At 70.1% G+C, this 15,598-nt stretch carries 17 protein-coding genes; 9 read left to right on the forward strand and 8 right to left on the reverse strand.

Going from position 1 to position 15,598, the window contains the following annotated elements; all coding sequences use genetic code 11:
- Positions 1-73 precede the first annotated feature (73 nt).
- The gene (locus tag AB0M59_RS12795) at positions 74-1,585 is read left to right on the forward strand and encodes a hypothetical protein (RefSeq protein WP_364613173.1); all 1,512 of its coding nucleotides are present in this window, start codon (positions 74-76) and stop codon (positions 1,583-1,585) included.
- A gap of 3 nt (positions 1,586-1,588) precedes the next feature.
- Here AB0M59_RS12795 and AB0M59_RS12800 read toward each other — a convergent pair whose 3' ends face one another.
- The 3 genes from AB0M59_RS12800 to AB0M59_RS12810 form a co-directional block, all read right to left on the reverse strand.
- Positions 1,589-1,744: a hypothetical protein gene (locus tag AB0M59_RS12800; RefSeq protein WP_364613176.1), complete on the reverse strand. Its 156-nt coding sequence runs from the start codon at positions 1,742-1,744 to the stop codon at positions 1,589-1,591.
- 227 nt (positions 1,745-1,971) lie between these two features.
- Positions 1,972-2,904, reverse strand: a complete 933-nt coding sequence (gene coaA / locus AB0M59_RS12805) for a type I pantothenate kinase (protein ID WP_364381911.1) — start codon at positions 2,902-2,904, stop codon at positions 1,972-1,974.
- Positions 2,905-3,017: 113 nt separating this feature from the next.
- Positions 3,018-3,632, reverse strand: a complete 615-nt coding sequence (locus tag AB0M59_RS12810; RefSeq protein WP_364613179.1) for a macro domain-containing protein — start codon at positions 3,630-3,632, stop codon at positions 3,018-3,020.
- A 98-nt stretch (positions 3,633-3,730) separates the two neighbouring features.
- Between AB0M59_RS12810 and pheA the strand changes: the two genes are divergently transcribed.
- The 3 genes from pheA to AB0M59_RS12825 all read left to right on the forward strand — a co-directional run bounded on the left by pheA (position 3,731) and on the right by AB0M59_RS12825 (position 6,017).
- Entirely contained in the window at positions 3,731-4,639 is a 909-nt protein-coding gene (pheA, locus tag AB0M59_RS12815) for a prephenate dehydratase (protein ID WP_364613182.1), read from the forward strand.
- Positions 4,636-5,253 carry a histidine phosphatase family protein gene (locus AB0M59_RS12820; RefSeq protein WP_364613185.1) on the forward strand — a complete coding sequence of 206 codons (618 nt, stop codon included), beginning with the start codon at positions 4,636-4,638 and terminating at the stop codon, positions 5,251-5,253. Before pheA ends, AB0M59_RS12820 begins: the two co-directional genes overlap by 4 nt.
- A 116-nt stretch (positions 5,254-5,369) precedes the next feature.
- On the forward strand, positions 5,370-6,017 hold the full coding sequence (locus AB0M59_RS12825) for a DUF4232 domain-containing protein (protein WP_364613567.1): 648 nt from the start codon (positions 5,370-5,372) through the stop codon (positions 6,015-6,017).
- Here the strand turns inward: AB0M59_RS12825 and AB0M59_RS12830 are convergent.
- The 4 genes from AB0M59_RS12830 to AB0M59_RS12845 all read right to left on the reverse strand — a co-directional run bounded on the left by AB0M59_RS12830 (position 6,014) and on the right by AB0M59_RS12845 (position 9,277).
- A complete protein-coding gene (locus AB0M59_RS12830) occupies positions 6,014-6,496 on the reverse strand; it encodes a hypothetical protein (protein ID WP_364613188.1) in 483 nt (160 codons plus the stop codon). The genes AB0M59_RS12825 and AB0M59_RS12830 overlap by 4 nt on opposite strands.
- Before the next feature lie 39 nt (positions 6,497-6,535).
- Entirely contained in the window at positions 6,536-7,750 is a 1,215-nt protein-coding gene (locus tag AB0M59_RS12835) for an MFS transporter (RefSeq protein ID WP_364613191.1), read from the reverse strand.
- 130 nt (positions 7,751-7,880) lie between these two features.
- Positions 7,881-8,231, reverse strand: a complete 351-nt coding sequence (locus AB0M59_RS12840) for a metallopeptidase family protein (RefSeq protein ID WP_364613194.1) — start codon at positions 8,229-8,231, stop codon at positions 7,881-7,883.
- Complete coding sequence (locus AB0M59_RS12845) at positions 8,231-9,277, reverse strand: septum formation family protein (protein ID WP_364613197.1); 1,047 nt, start codon at positions 9,275-9,277, stop codon at positions 8,231-8,233. The genes AB0M59_RS12840 and AB0M59_RS12845 overlap by 1 nt, the downstream gene beginning before the upstream one ends.
- A 95-nt stretch (positions 9,278-9,372) precedes the next feature.
- On the opposite strand from AB0M59_RS12845, the gene AB0M59_RS12850 reads away from it, so the two are divergent.
- The 4 genes from AB0M59_RS12850 (at position 9,373) to AB0M59_RS12865 (ending at position 12,621) form a co-directional block, all read left to right on the forward strand.
- Positions 9,373-9,984, forward strand: coding sequence for a hypothetical protein (locus tag AB0M59_RS12850; RefSeq protein WP_364613200.1), 612 nt, complete (start codon positions 9,373-9,375; stop codon positions 9,982-9,984).
- Positions 9,985-11,151, forward strand: a complete 1,167-nt coding sequence (locus AB0M59_RS12855) for a glutathionylspermidine synthase family protein (protein ID WP_364613203.1) — start codon at positions 9,985-9,987, stop codon at positions 11,149-11,151.
- A gap of 44 nt (positions 11,152-11,195) precedes the next feature.
- Positions 11,196-11,648 carry a DUF350 domain-containing protein gene (locus AB0M59_RS12860; RefSeq protein WP_155548458.1) on the forward strand — a complete coding sequence of 151 codons (453 nt, stop codon included), beginning with the start codon at positions 11,196-11,198 and terminating at the stop codon, positions 11,646-11,648.
- 67 nt (positions 11,649-11,715) lie between these two features.
- A complete protein-coding gene (locus AB0M59_RS12865) occupies positions 11,716-12,621 on the forward strand; it encodes a haloalkane dehalogenase (RefSeq protein ID WP_364613206.1) in 906 nt (301 codons plus the stop codon).
- A 291-nt stretch (positions 12,622-12,912) separates the two neighbouring features.
- Here the strand turns inward: AB0M59_RS12865 and AB0M59_RS12870 are convergent, their stop codons facing one another.
- Positions 12,913-14,202, reverse strand: coding sequence for an aspartate aminotransferase family protein (locus AB0M59_RS12870; protein ID WP_364613209.1), 1,290 nt, complete (start codon positions 14,200-14,202; stop codon positions 12,913-12,915).
- A 121-nt stretch (positions 14,203-14,323) separates the two neighbouring features.
- Here AB0M59_RS12870 and serS point away from each other — a divergent pair, with 121 nt between their 5' ends.
- Positions 14,324-15,586: a serine--tRNA ligase gene (serS, locus tag AB0M59_RS12875; RefSeq protein WP_364613212.1), complete on the forward strand. Its 1,263-nt coding sequence runs from the start codon at positions 14,324-14,326 to the stop codon at positions 15,584-15,586.
- The last annotated feature ends 12 nt before the right edge of the window (positions 15,587-15,598 follow it).

Raw genomic sequence — 15,598 nt, forward strand, 5'->3', positions numbered from 1 at the left:
CCGTCGAGCAGGCGGCGGGACCCGCGCCAGGGCCACCGCGACCAGCTCGCCGGGCCGATGAAAGCATGAACCCATGAGCCCGGTCAGTCGCGCCCGCAAGAAGGCACCGCAGCCCGTCACCCACAGCGTGACGGGCCTTTTCAAGGACGTCCTGAACGACTTCTCGGCGCTGGGCGCCGACCCCGCGCCGGTGGACGTCGAGCTGCTCGCCTCCGAGGTCCTCGGCCAGTTCCACGACGTGCCCCTCGAAGAGGGCGACGAGCCGCTCGGCCTCGAGCTGATCGCCTTCGCGCAGCGCAAGATCACGCCCGGTGCGGCGGCGCTGCTGGCCGCGCTGAAGGTCGTCGCGGAGACCGACGTCGAGCGCAAGGCCGCCGACGCCGGCCTGCAGGTCGTCCTCGCCCGCGGCATCCCCGCGCCGGCCTGGGCCGCGGATCTGGGCCAGGTCACCGCCGGCGAGTGCTGGCGGACCGGCGACGTCTACGGCGACGAGTCGTCCCTGCTCTGCGTCTTCACCCACGGCGACCAGGCGCACGGCCTGCTCGCCCTGCTCGACTTCACCGAGGGCGGCCGGGTGCGGGACCTCGTCGTCATCGAGCAGCCCGGCGAGGTCCTCGCCGAGATGCGGGCGCAGTCCGACGCCGACCCGGAGCTGGTCGTGCTGGAGGCCGTCGACCCCGCCGAGGCGCACCGCCTGCTCTCCGACGGTCTCGCCGCGACCGACCACCTCGACGAGGCCGACGTCAGCGAGGACTACGCGCGCTTCCACGCGGTCGCGCTGACGTGGTCGCGCGCGCTGCCGGAACCCGCGCTCATCCCCGAGGTCGCCGAGTGGTCCGACACCGAGCGGGCCGCCGTCGTCGAGCAGTTCGTCGCGGCGAGCGGGGAAGACGCCGGCGCCGCGCGCGCGATCGGGCGCCTGCTGCTGGAGCACGGCCTGGAGACCGATCCCGCGAACCCGCTGCGCGTCGGGCCGGAGAAGATCGCGCGGTTCCTCGAAGGCCTGCTGGGCGAGGAGCTCGAACTCGACGCCGACCACGAAGAAGCCGTGGAGCCGGTCGTGCTGGCCTGGGTGCAGTGGACGGCGGAGCGCGCCGGGCTCACCGAGACGGCGATCGCCGCGCTCGACGAAGCCGTCGCCGACTACCTGAGCGAGTACGCCGACGAGGACGACTCGCCGCTGGAGCGCTACTTCGGCGACGTCGGCGACCTGTCGCCGACTGAGCTCGCGGACGCGCTGGAGCGCCGGATGTTCGCGGTGCCGTCGCTGACCACGGAGATCGAGGACGAAGAGGTCGACCTCGACCCCACCGACCCCGACCAGCGCCGGGCGCTGGTCATCGCCGAGGCCGACGAGGACGAGGAAGAGCAGCGGCTGGTGCTGCGCGCGACGATCGTCGACCAGCTGTGGGACGACGAGCCCGTCGAGGCGTGGCTGGCCGTGCAGCGCCTGCAGGAGGGCGAACTCGACCGCGATGAGGTTTTCGAGCAGCTGATCGACGCGCTGGAAGGCACACTGCTGGAGTCCGAGGAAGCGCTCGAATACGACGCCGACGCCTACGTCGAGGCGCTGGCGGAACTCTGACGTCTAGGGGAGGGGGCTCGCCGGCTCGGCGGGCTTCCCCTTGCGACGGCGCTCCTGCAGGCGGTCGTCGAAGTCGACGACGAACGTTCCGGCGGCCATCGCGACCAGCAGGGCCAGACCGAGCACCGCACCGACCCACGTGAGGATCATCGTGAACATCGTGGGCCTCCTCCCCAGCTCAGAGTCGTTTTCCTGACTCCTTCAGGGTCGCTTTCGCAGGAGGCGCCCGGTATCGGCCAACCGGTTACGGCACCTCGGCCGATCGGCCGGGTTCCAGCGCGGAGAGTCGCTGACGCGCAACGATGAGTGCCCGGGCGTTCGCCCAGCGTGGAAATGTCCGGCATGTGGGTGACGAGCCGCGTCACCGATCCGCTGACTTCGCTGGATCAGAGCTTGCGCAGGCGCACCCGGTTGATGGTGTGGTCGGCGTCCTTGCGCAGCACCAGCGTGGCCCGCGGGCGGGTCGGCTTGATGTTCTCCATCAGGTTCGGCTCGTTGATCGAGCGCCACAGGTGCCGCGCCTCGGCGCGGGCCTCGTCGTCCGGCAGGCCGGCGAAGTGGTGGAAGTGCGACGCCGGGTCGGCGAACGCCGTGTGCCGCAGCTCGAGGAACCGCTCGATGTACCAGCGCTGGATGTCGTCGGTGTGCGCGTCGACGTAGATCGAGAAGTCGAAGAGGTCGGACACCATCAGCCGCGGGCCCGGCTGCAGGACGTTCAGGCCCTCCAGGATGAGGATGTCCGGCTGCTGCACCACCTGCTCCTGGCCGGGCAGGATGTCGTAGGCCAGGTGCGAATACACCGGCGCGGTGACGCGCTCGGCGCCCGACTTGACCTCGGTGACGAACCGCAGCAGCGCGCGGCGGTCGTAGCTCTCGGGGAAGCCCTTGCGGTGCATGATCCCGCGCCGCATCAGCTCGGCGCGCGGGTGCAGGAACCCGTCGGTGGTGACCAGGTCGACGCGGGGGTGGTCCGGCCAGCGGGCGAGCAGCGTGCGCAGGATGCGGGCGGTGGTCGACTTGCCGACCGCCACGCTCCCGGCGATGCCGATCACGTACGGGACCTTCGTGCCGCGGGAGTCGTCACCGAGGAACGTCGTGGTCGCTTCGTAGAGGCGCTGGCGCGCGGCGACCTGCAGGTTGATCAGGCGGGAAAGCGGGAGGTAGACGTCGGCGACCTCGGCCAGGTCGACCTGCTCGCCGAGCCCGCGCAGCCGCAGCAGCTCCGCCGCGGTCAGCGGCAACGGCGTCGAACTGCGCAGTTCTTTCCACTGTTCCCGGTGCAGCTCGACATAGGGGCTGAGTTCGCGGACCCGGGTCATCGCACACTCCTCCGGCCGTCGCCTGCACTGGCGGACGTTCACCTGCGTGATTAACGGTAGGGCTTACAGCCGCTGAACGCGCTGTGATGTAGTCCACGCCGGGTTTCGGTTGATCACCGCGAGTTACGGAAGACCTCGTCCCACGCCGCCGCGACCTGACGCGCGCACGTCGCCGGGTCGACGCCGCCGACGCCGGTGCCGAGCCCGGGCATGGCGATCGTGTCGACGTGCTCCCGCACCGGCCCGTGGTCGAGCCGGCCGTCGCGCCACTGCAGGAACACCGCGCGTGCCGCGAGGTACGGGTGGACGGTGTCGGCGGGCAGCCGCTCGCCGGGTTCGCGCATCGTCGGCGCGCTGATCAGCCACGCCGGTTCGGCCTCGCCGGTGGGAACGATCACGGCGTCGCCGATGGGCAGCTCACCGCCGTGAAAAGCCAAAACGGCACTTCGGACGCTCTGCTCGACCCCCGGGAAGGCCCGCGCGTAGACGGCGTCGATGCCCCCGCGCATCCAGCCGTAGGAGTTGGCCGGGCTGACCACGGCCTGGGCGACGACGTCGAGGACCGACCCGCGGTGCACCCGGACCCGGCCGGTCGCCTTTTCGGCTGCGGTGGTCCAAGCGGTGGCGAGTGGTTCATCGACGGCGCACAGCACCAGCTCCGGGGTGCGAGGGGAGATCGGCGGGTGCGTGCCCTCGCGGCCGGTGTGCGTGCCCGAGTCGGCGGTCACATCCCTAGCATCGCAAAAAATGCCACCCGGCGTAACCGGTTCTGGTACCGGCTGTCCGAGTGAAAGTCGCCACGGTGCTGCCCCGTAACCTGGGTGTTGTGTCACGGATCGCATACTTCGGCCCCCAGGGGACCTTCACCGAACAGGCCGCGCGGGCTCTCGCCGGCGGCGAAGAGCTGATTCCGGTCGAGACCGTCCGGCTGGCGATGACGGCCGTCCGCGAGGGCGAGGCGGACGCCGCGTGCGTCCCCATCGAGAACTCGGTCGAGGGCGTGGTGCCCACCACGCTCGACGCGCTCAGCGAGTCGACCCCGCTGGTCGCCGTCGCCGAACACATCCTGCCGGTCCACTTCAGCGTGCTGACGCGGCGCGGCGGCGGGGACATCAAGACCGTCGCCAGCCACCCGCACGCGCTGGCCCAGGTCCGCGAGTGGCTGGAGGCGAACCTGCCGGGTGCGCACCCGGTGGCGTCGTCGTCGACGTCGGCGGCCGCGGTCGGCGTGCTCGAGGGCCACTTCGACGCCGCGGTCTGCGCGCCGGTCGCCGTCGAGCACTACGACCTCGAGGTACTGGCCACCGAGGTCGGCGACGTCAGCGACGCCGCGACGCGGTTCCTGCTGGTTCGCCCGCCGGGTGAGCTGCCGGAGCCGACGGGCGCCGACCGGACGTCCGTGGTCGCCGCGGCCGTGAACCGCACCGGCACGCTCGCCGAGCTGCTCACCGCGCTGGCCGACCGGGGGATCAACCTGACCCGGCTCGACGCCCGCCCGACGCGCAGCAACTTCGGCGAGTACCGCTTCTTCATCGACTTCGAGGGCCACGTGGCCGAGCCGCGGATCCTCGACGCACTGACGGCGTTGCGCCGCCACTGCCGCAACCTGCGGTTCCTCGGCTCGCACCCGCGCGCCGACGGGACGCGCACGACGATCCAGCCCGGGGCCGGCAACGACGACTTCGTCGACGCCGCCGTGTGGGCCGACGCGGTCCGCAAGGGGGACCTGGCGTGAGGCTGCTGCTCATCCGCCACGGGCAGACCGACGGGAACGTCCGTGGCGCGCTCGACACCGCCCTGCCCGGCCCGCCGCTGACCGACCTCGGCCGTACCCAGGCCGTCGACCTCGCGTTCCGGCTGTCGGGGGAGCCGATCGTCGCGGTCTACGCGTCGCAGGCGACCCGGGCGCAGCAGACGGCGGCGCCGCTGGCCGAGCAGTTCGACCTGGACGTCCAGGTCGTCGACGGCGTCCACGAAGTCGTCGCGGGTGATCTCGAAGGGGCGACCGACCACGGGTCGATCCGGACCTACATGGACGTCGTGAAGCGGTGGACGCTCGGCGAACTGACGGCGTCGCTGCCCGGCGGCGAGAGCGGCACGAGCGTGCGCACCCGCATGCTCGACGCGGTCGGCCGGCTGCGCGCCAAGCACGAGCAGGCCGACCCGGACGGCGTGATCGCGCTGGTCAGCCACGGTGGCGCGATCCGGCTGTCCGCCGAGTGGCTGGCACCGAACGTTCACGCGGACATCGCCAACGCGGCGCTGATCCCGAACACCGGGCTGGTCGAGCTGGATGCGCGTCCGGACGGCGGGTGGCACTGCCTGACTTGGGTCGACACACCGCTCTGACCGTCACGAAAGTGTGATCCCGTCACGTTTAAGACACGTTTGGTGGGGAATTAACGGTGCGAACCAACCTGCCGGAGATCCGTACGTCTACCCAGTAGCACCACACCAGGGAGGCGATTGACATGGTTCGGACGAAGCTCTCACGGTTGCTGCCGGTCGTAGCGGCTTCGGCGGGCGTCCTCGCGCTCGCCGCCTGCGGAAGCGGCGGAACGACGAACGCGGCGAGCAGCTCGACGCCGTCGACCACGGCGTCGCCCACCTCGACCACCGCCACCACGGTCGCGTCCAGCCCGAGCAGCTCGGCACCGGCCTCTTCGCCGCCCGCCCAGCCGGCGGACAACGGCCTCTGCAAGGCCGGCGACGTCGCGTTGTCGCTCGGCCAGGGCGACGCCGGCGCGGGCTCGGTGTACCGGCCGCTGCTCATCAAGAACTCCAGCTCGAAGCCGTGTGAGATCCAGGGCTTCCCCGGGGTCTCCTACGTCGCCGGCAACGACGGGCACCAGGTCGGCAAGGACGCCTTCCGCGAAGGCACCAAGGGCAACGCGGTGAAGCTGAACCCGGGCCAGTCGGCGGTCGCCGACATCCAGTTCGTCAACGTGCGGAACTTCGATTCGGGCACTTGCCAGCCGACGGCCGTGAAGGGCCTGCGCATCTACCTGCCGCAGGAGACCGCGTCGAACTTCGTGCCGACCGACGGCACCGCCTGCGCGAGCACCAAGATCCCGGGCAACCAGCTCTCGGTGAAGACGGTCCACACTCCCTAGAGGCGGCCGCAGATCTCCTGCGCCTGGGCCAGGTGCCGCTGGCCGGAGATGTCGTTGAAGTGCAGGCTGAGCACCATGCGGGTGACGCCGTCGATGTGGTCGGCGAGCGGCTGGTAGGTCGCGTTGATCTGGGCGGCGGCCGCGGACAGCTCGCGTGCTGCCGTCATCCGGTGCAGCCGTTCGGGCGTGAGGCCGGGCGTCAGCGACGGCTGCGCGTCCCGGCTCGTGTCCGGCAGCTCGCCGACGCGGTCCAGGGCCTGGCACGCGGCCAGGGCGTCGTCGAGCGCCCCCGCGTGCACGCCGGATAGGCCCCACAGCAGCCCGAGCACGCCGCCGCCGAGCACGAACCCGGCGACCGCGCACAGCACGAGTATCCGGCGTGACTGCGGCGGTGCCGCCTCGACCTCCTCGGACTCGTCCGAAGGCTCGTCGAATTCGGGGCCGGCGTCGGTGCCGGTTCCGGGGTCCACGGTGCGCATAAGCCGCCTCCCACCACACGGGTGATGAGGTATTCCAGCTCACAAACCGGGTTCCTGGTGCAGTAGTGCCACGGCTGAGTCCGATTTGTCATCGAGCGGGAAGCGGCGCAGCGCGACGGAGGCGAACACGGCGATGATCAGCATCGCCAGCCCGGACACGGCGAACGTGTGCGCCGCGGTGCCGAGCGCCTCGGTCAGCACCCCGCCGAGCAGGGCACCGAGCGGGATCGCGCCCCAGACGACCGTTCGCCACACCCCGAGCACCCGGCCGAGCAGCTCGCCGGGCACCAGCGTGTGCCGCGCGGTGGCGAGCACGACGTTGACGGCGACGACGGCGGCCGCGAACAGGCCGAACAGTGCCGCGCTCAGGACCGGCGAGCGCACCAGGCCCATCCCGCCGAACCCGGCACCGCAGCCGAGGATCCCGCCGATCACGACCACCCGCCGGCCGGCCGCGCGCACGAGCCGCGGCGCGATGCCCGCGCCGAGCAGCCCACCCAGGCCGCCGACGAAGGCGAAGAACCCGAAGGTGGCGTCGGACAGGTGGAGGTCGTCGAGCGCGTAGAGCACCAGCTGCGCCTGCGCGAGCTCGCTGACCAGGCTGAGCAGCCCGGCGATGACGACCAGGCGCTTGAGCAGCGCGTTCCCGCGCAGCCAGCGCAGGCCGTCGGCCAATTCGGTACGCAGGCGGGTGCGCTCTCGGACTTCGGTGCGTCCGCGGTAGGTGCCGGCGAGCCCGAGCAGGACCGCGGCCGCGATCGCGAAGCCCGCGGAGTTCAGGACGAAGGGGAGAGCGGCGAAGAGCGCGAAGGTCAGGCCGCCGATCGGGCCGCCGAGGAAGGTCTGGCCGACGATCTCGCACGCCTGCAGCTTGCTGTTGGCCGCGTCGAGCGAGCCGTCGCCGACGACCGCCGGGACGAGGGCGTTGGCCGCGCTGTCCGCGATCGTCTCGGCGGTCCCGATGACCAGCGCCGTGAGGTAGATCAGCCAGATCGTCATCCCGCCGGCGGCGACGAGCACGGCGAGGGTGCCGACGGCGGCGGCGCGGGCGGTGTTCGCGACGACCATCGCGCGCCGCCGGTCGATCCGGTCGACCAGCGCGCCGGCGACGGCGGCGAAGAGCAGCCAGGGCAGGAACTGGGTGGCGGACAGCCCGGCGATCAGCACCGGATCGCGGGTCAGCGTCGTCGCCAGCAGGGGCAGGGCCACCTTGCCGATGCCGTCGCCCAGGTGGGAAGCGGCGCTCGACGTCAACAGCCACGTGAGTCTTCGAGCAGGGTTCACCGCGACCCCCAGTACTCATCGCAGTCATTCACTGACTTCGAGTAACAGAATAAGGGCGATATCACCTGATGGTGGTCACGGTGTCACTACTAGTGCGGGCTCAGCCCCAGCCCAGTTCGTGCAGCCGGGCGTCGTCGATGCCGAAGTGGTGACCCAGCTCGTGCACGACGGTGATGAGGACCTCTTCGACGACCTCGTCCTCGTCCTCGCACATCGAGAGGATCGGCTGCCGGTAGATCGAGATCCGGTCGGGCAGCACCCCGCCGTACGACGACGTCCGCTCGGTCAGCGCGATCCCGTGGTAGAGCCCGAGGATGTCCGGTGCCTCGTCGTTGAACTCCTCGACCAGCACGACGACGTTGTCCATCGCCTTCGCGAACTCGGCGGGCACCTCGTCCAGGGCTTCCGAGACCAGTTCTTCGAACCGCTCCCGGCTCATGTCGACGGGCATCAGCCGTTCTTCTTCGTCGACGGCGGGGCGGAGCTCGACGTGATCGGCCCACCGCCGCCGTCCGAAGGCGGCCCGCCGTCCTGCGGCTGGCCACCGTCCTGGGGCTGGCCGCCGTCGGCGCCCGCCGGGGCGGCCTTGATGCTGCCGGTCACGGCCTGCAGGCCGCTCTTGTCCGGCAGCAGCGCCGCCACCTTGCAGTTGACCTTCGTCGACCCGGCGTCCCAGCTCTCCTGCTCCCGCAGGTCCCAGGTCAGGATCAGTTTCTTCGCGTCCAGGTCGGCGCCGCCGGTGTAGTCCGACGCCTGCTTGGTGCACTCGGTGTCGAGCCAGGCCTTCTGGTCGTCCTGCGACGGGTAGGTGTCCTTGAACTTCGTCTTGAGGTCGAGGGTCGCGATGATCTCGTAGGAGTGCGGCTTCGTGCACTCGAGCGGGTCGCCGACGCCCTTGCCCTGCAGCGCGAGGCAGGTGCCCGGCTCGAACACGAGCGACTGGTCCTGCTCCTTCGCCGGGCCGGTGGTCGGCAGCAGCGTGCCGCCGGGGCCCGCCCACTGCAGGCCACAGCGCAGCTGGCGGTCACCGTCGTCCCACTGCGACGGCGTCGGGCGCAGCAGGTTCGTCGTGAGCTTGCCGTACGGGTCGAGGTTGTGGCCGAGGTACGGCTTCACGTCCGAGGTGCACTTCTGCTGCGCGATCTGCTGCCACTGTTCCAGCGACGGCACCGGCGCGCCCTCCGGGAACTGGGCACCGATGTCCACGAGCGCGGTCACCTCGAACTTGTGCGGCTGCGTGCAGGCCACCTTGCGCGCGTCGCTGGCGTCCGGGTTGGTCCAGGTCAGGCAGCTGCCGGGCGGCGAATGGAACGCCTCCTCGGCCTCCGGGGACAGCTTGCCGGCGCCGCCGCCGGCCCCACCCGCGATGTCGCCGCCCCACGAGAAGACGACGCTGAGGGCGAGCGCGATGAGCGCGCCCGCGAAGATCCCGCCCATCACGACGCGGGTGCGCAGCGTCTGCGTGGCGGCAGGGAACCGATCGGCGCTGGGAGACATCGCAGTCCATGATGCCCGCGCCGCGCGCGACGTGCGCGACCTAGGGTGGTTAGGGTGGGTCACGGTTTCGTGGTGGCCGGGATTACGGAGCGCACATGACGCAGGACAGCAACAGTGGGGACCAGCCGCCCCCCGAGCCGCCGAAGCGCGGTTCGATGAGATTCCAGGACTCGAACACACAGCCCCGCCAGCCGTCGGTCGCGGAGCAGCGAGCGCGTCAGCAGGCGCTCGTGCAGGAGGAACGCGACGCCGAGCTGGCCCGCGAGGCCGACGCCAAGGCGGCGACCCGGCGCAAGATCCTCATCGGCAGCGGCGTGACCGTCGGCCTCGTCGGCCTGGTCGCGACGTTCTACTCGGTCGCCAAGCCGGCCGGTGACGTCACCGCCGTCTGCACCGACGCGAGCGGTGTCGTCCAGAACGACGACAACTGCGACGAGAACTACGTGACCAGCCACGGCGGCCACGTCAGCGGTGGCTTCCTGTTCCTGCCGATCGGCGGTGGCGGCTACAACAGCTACCGCTACAACTACGGCGGAACTGGCGTGATCGGGCAGCGCGTGTCCGGTGGCTCGTACGACGCGCCGTCGTCGCGGACCAACGTCAACACCAAGTCGGGCAAGTCCGTCCAGCGCGGCGGCTTCGGCATCAGCGGCAAGAGCGGCAGCACCGGCGGGACCGGCGGCAGCGGCAAGAGCGGGGGATCGTAGGTGTACCGGGACCGGCGTGAGCCGCGGCGCGACTGGCAGCGGATCGTCGAGGAGCAGGGGCTCGTCTACGGCACGCCGGCCCGCGACAGCAGCGGCCGGGTGCGGCCGTACTGGGACGAATCGGTGCACTACGTCTTCGACATGGACGAGGTCCTCTCGATCGAGGCCGACGTCGAACTGCTGCACTCGATGTGCCTGGAGGCCGTCGACAACGTCGTGACCACCGAGGGCTACCAGCGGTTCGGCATCCCGGAGTGGGTCTGGCCGCACATCGCCGAGTCGTGGAAGCGGCAGGACCCGCACGTCTACGGGCGGTTCGACCTGCGCTACGACGGCAAGTCGCCGGCGAAGCTGCTCGAGTACAACGCGGACACGCCGACCACGCTGCTGGAAGCATCGCTGCTGCAGTGGCACTGGAAGACCGACGTCTTCCCCGACGACGACCAGTGGAACTCGATCCACGAGAAGCTCGTCGAACGGTGGGCGTTCCTGCAGGACAAGCTGCCGTCGAACGAGCTGCACTTCACCTGGTCGGCGGCCGACCCCTCCGGCGAGGACAACGTCACCACGGCGTACCTGCAGGAGACGGCGGCCGAGGCCGGGCTCGACACGGTGGGGCTGGCGATCGAGGAGATCGGCTGGGACCCGGTGCTCAAGCGGTTCGTCGACCTCGAAGAATCGCAGATGGCGACCGTGCTGAAGCTCTACCCGTGGGAGTGGGTGGTCGACGAGGAGTTCGGCCGCCACGCCGTCGAGTCGCTGCCGCGGACGCTGTGGATCGAGCCGCTCTGGAAGATGATCCTCTCCAACAAGACGCTGCTGGCGATCCTGTGGGAGAACTACCCGGGCCACCCGAACCTGCTGCCCGCGTTCGCCGACGACCCCGGCCTGCTCACCGAGTACGTCCGGAAGCCGAAGCTGGGCCGCGAGGGCGCGAACGTCCAGATCGTCGCGACCGGCTACGAGACCCAGACCGACGGCGTCTACGGCGCCGAAGGGTTCGTCTACCAGGCGTTCGACCCGCTGCCCGAGTTCGACGGCTACCGGCCGGCGCTCGGCGCGTGGATCGTCGGCGACAGCTCCGCCGGCCTGGGCATCCGGGAGACCGGGGGGCTGGTCACCGACGACGGTGCGGCATTTGTCCCACATCGCATCCCCGAGTCGTGATACAACACCGCTGCTGATCAGCTCTTTCTCCTGGGAGACAACTCGTGAACACGACCCTTGCGCTGTCCGACACGTTCGGCTCCGACCTCGTGCGGGGGATCGGCGCGATCCTGCTCTACGGCGTCATCGGCCTGCTGCTGATGTTCGCCGGCTTCTACGCGATCGACTGGACCACGCCCGGCAAGCTGTCGAAGCTGGTCACGCAGGGCCTGCCGAACGCGGTGATCGTGACCGCGTCCGGGATGCTCTCGATGGCGTTCATCGTCGTCGTGGCGATCTTCAACTCGGCGAGCGACCTCACCGAGGGCCTCATCACCTCGCTGGTCTACGGCCTGCTCGGAATCATCGTCCAGGTGATCGCGGTCCGGCTGCTGGAGTGGGCGACCCGCATCGACGTGGCGTCGACCATCGAGAGCGAGAAGTTCGCCCCGGTGAGCATCGTCGTCGCGGCGGCGCACATCGGCCTGGGCCTCGTGGTGGCGGTCGGCATCTCCTGACGCGGGTTTGTGAGCCGGGTCACGCGACGCGTGGCCCGGCTCTTCCATTCGCACTAACGTGGGGTTCGTGCGCCTGCTGAGGACACCGGACGACCGGTTCACGGACCTGCCCGACTTTCCCTTCGAGCCGAAGTACGTCGAGCTCGACGACCCCCACGGCGGCCGGATCAGAGTCGGCTACGTGGAGGCGGGTCCGGCCGACGGTCAGCCGGTGCTGTTGCTGCACGGCGAGCCCAGCTGGTCCTTCCTCTACCGCAAGATGTTGCCGGTGCTGGCCACCGCCGGCCTGCGCGCGATCGCGCCGGACCTGGTCGGCTTCGGGCGGTCCGACAAGCCCGGCGACCTGGTGGACCACACCTACGCCCGGCACGTCGAGTGGATGCGCGGCTTCGCGTTCGACGCGCTGGACCTGCACGACGTGACGCTGGTCGGCCAGGACTGGGGCGGCCTCATCGGGCTGCGGCTGGTCGCGGAGAACCCCTCCCGGTTTTCGCGAGTCGTGGCGGCCAACACGGGCCTGCCCACGGGCGACGTCGACATGCCGGCGGTGTGGCACTCGTTCCGCGAGGCGGTGGAGAAGGCCCAGGTGCTGGACGTCGCACGGTTCGTCCAGTCGGGATGCCGGTCTTCTCTGTCCGACGCGGAACGCGCGGCTTACGACGCGCCCTTCCCGAACGAGATGTACAAAGCAGCTCCGCGAGCGATGCCTTCGCTGGTGCCGTTCCGGCCGGACGACCCGGCGTCATCGGCGAACCGGGACGCGTGGAAGACGTTGACAGAGCTGGACATCCCGTTCCTGGTGGCGTTCTCCGACGGCGACCCGATCACCGGCGGAATGGCACCGATCCTGCAGCGCTCGATGAAGGGAGCGCAGGGTCTGGACCACCCGGTGATCGCCGGAGCCGGGCACTTCCTGCAGGAGGACGCGGGCGCGGAGCTGGCCGAGCACGTGGTGCGGTTCGTGCGGGGCTGAGTCAGAGGCCCACTCGCGAACCGACGGTCGGCGACGCAAGCCGACCACGAGGTCACCAGACCTCCCCCGCCCCTCGTCCCAAGCTGCATTTCAGTCGACGATCGGGTTTGTCAAGGCACGCTTTCCCGCCTTGACAAACCCGAGCGGCGGCTGAGACTCCCACCGGAGGGGCGGGGGAGGTCGGACCCGCTTCTCCTGCGGCAGCGCAAAGCTGGCCGCGGTAGAGCAAAAGAACAAAGACTGTCCTCGCCGGACGGGCAGGCTCTGGGATGACCAGCCAGCTCTTTGGTGTCAGAGCGCCGCGTGCGTCGCTGCCAGCGAATCCACCAGGATGTCGAGGCCTTCCTTGGCTTCGTCGGCCGTCAACGTCATCGGTGGGCCCAACCTCAGCACGTTGCCGTGCAAACCGCCCTTGCCGATCAGCAGGCCGCGCTTCTTCGTCTCCTCCAGCATCCGGGCCGCCGCCGCCACGAACGGCGTCGTCGTGCCCGGCTTGATCAGCTCGACCCCGATCATCAGGCCCTTGCCGCGCACCTCGGCCACGATCGGCGACGACGCGGCCCGCAGGCCCGAGATCAGCTGCGAACCCCGCGCAGCGCAGTTCGCCTGCAGGTCGTGGTCCTTGATGTAGTCGAGCACCGCCGTCGCGCCCGCCATGGACACCGGGTTGCCGCCGAACGTCGAGAACGACTGGGCCTGGAAACAGTCCAGCACGTCTCCGCGGGCCACCACGCCGCCGACCGCGAGCCCGTTCCCCAGGCCCTTCGCGAACGTCATCATGTCCGGCGTCACGCCGTGCGCGTCGATGCCCCAGAAGTGCTCGCCCGTGCGGCCCCAGCCCGTCTGGACCTCGTCGGAGATGAACAACACGCCGTAGGAGTCCAGCACCTCCTTCATCGCCCGGAACAGCCCGTCCGGCGGGAGGCTGAAGCCGCCGACGCCCTGGATCGGCTCGGCGATCAGGCATGCGACGTCGCCCGCTGTCGCCGTGTCGAGCACGTCGACCAGGTCGGCCACGCACGCGTCGATGTAGGCCGCGTCGGAAAGGTCGCGGAACGGGCTTCGATACCGGTAGCCGCCGTGGACGTAGTTGACCTTGACCGGGCTCAGCGCCGACGCCGACCAGCCGCGGTTGCCGGTGATCGCGACCGTTCCGAAGGACCGGCCGTGGTACGAGTTGCGCATCGCCAGCACCTGGTTGCTGCGGCGGAACTGCGTCGCCAGCATCAGCGCCGTGTCGTTGGCCTCGCTGCCCGAGTTGGTGAAGAACACCTTCGCGTCCGGGATGTTCGACAGCTTCGCGATCCGCTCGGCCAGCTCGACCTGCGAGCGGATCAGGTACAGCGTCGAGGTGTGCAGGATGCCGGTGTCGAGCTGCTTGCGGACCGCGTCGCCGATCTCGGCGACGTCGTAGCCCATCGAGTTGGTCAGCACCCCGGCGAAGAAGTCGAGGTAGGTGCGGCCCTGGGAGTCCGTCATCCGGCGGTCGTGCGCGTGCACGATCTCGATCGGCTCTTCGTAGAGCAGGGACATCCAGGACGGCATGACTGCGCGGTGCCGGGCGAGCAGCTCGTCGGTCATCGGGGCGCCTCCTCCGGGGTTTCCCTGGAGTATGAGGACGCCGTGAACAGCGCTTCAACGATCAGACTGTCGGGATAACCCAGTAGGGACGCACAGTCTGTACGGACTACCCTCTGTCTTCGTGATTGACCCCAGGACTCTGCGCGATGACCCGGAAGCCGTGCGCGCGTCGCAGCGCGCCCGTGGTGAGGACGAAGGAGTGGTCGACAAACTGCTCTCCCTCGACTCCCGGCGCCGCTCTTCGATCGCGGCCGCGGACAAGCTGCGCAACGAGCAGAAGGTGCTGGGCAAGCAGATCCCGAAGGCGCCGCCCGAGGAGAAGCAGCAGCTGCTGGCCACGGCCAAGGAGCTCGCCGCCCAGGTCAAGGCCGCCGAAGCGGAGCAGAACACGTCGTCGGAGGAGTTCGACCAGCTCTTCCGCACCGTGGCGAACCTCGTCCACCCGGACGCGCCGGTCGGCGGCGAAGACGACTTCACCGTGCTCAAGCACGTCGGCGAGCCGACGAAGTTCGACTTCACCCCGAAGGACCACCTCGAGCTGCTCGAAGCGCTCGGCGGCGTCGACATGGAACGCGGCGCGAAGGTCTCGGGCTCGCGGTTCTACTTCCTCACCGGCGTCGGCGCGCAGCTGCAGCTCGGCCTGCTCAACATGGCCATCGCGCAGGCGCTCGAGAACGGCTTCACGCCGATGATCACGCCGTCGCTGGTCCGCCCGGAGATCATGGCCGGCACCGGCTTCCTCGGGCAGCACTCGAGCGAGATCTACCACCTCGAGGACGACGACCTGTACCTCGTCGGCACGTCGGAGGTGCCGCTCGCCGGCTTCCACGCCGACGAAATCCTCGACCTGAAGGACGGCCCGAACCGCTACGCGGGCTGGTCGTCCTGCTACCGGCGCGAGGCAGGCTCGTACGGCAAGGACACCCGCGGCATCATCCGCGTCCACCAGTTCGACAAGGTGGAGATGTTCGTCTACACCAAGCCGGAGGACGCCGAGGCCGAGCACGAGCGGCTGCTCGGCTGGGAAGAGCAGATGCTCGCGAAGATCGAGGTGCCCTACCGGGTCATCGACACCGCGACCGGCGACCTCGGCACGTCCGCGCACCGCAAGTTCGACTGCGAGGCGTGGATCCCGACGCAGGACACCTACCGCGAGCTGACCTCGACGTCCAACTGCACGACGTTCCAGGCGCGCCGGCTGTCGGTCCGCTACCGCGGCGAGAACGGCAAGCCGCTGATCGCCGCGACCCTCAACGGCACGCTGGCCACCACCCGGTGGATCGTCGCGATCATCGAGAACCACCAGCAGGAGGACGGCTCGGTCCGCGTGCCGGAGGCGCTGCGCCCGTTCGTCGGCGGCAAGGAAGTCCTCACGCCCCGCTGATTCGCGGTAAGC

The organism is Amycolatopsis sp. NPDC051371, from assembly GCF_040682155.1.
Classification (GTDB): domain Bacteria; phylum Actinomycetota; class Actinomycetes; order Mycobacteriales; family Pseudonocardiaceae; genus Amycolatopsis.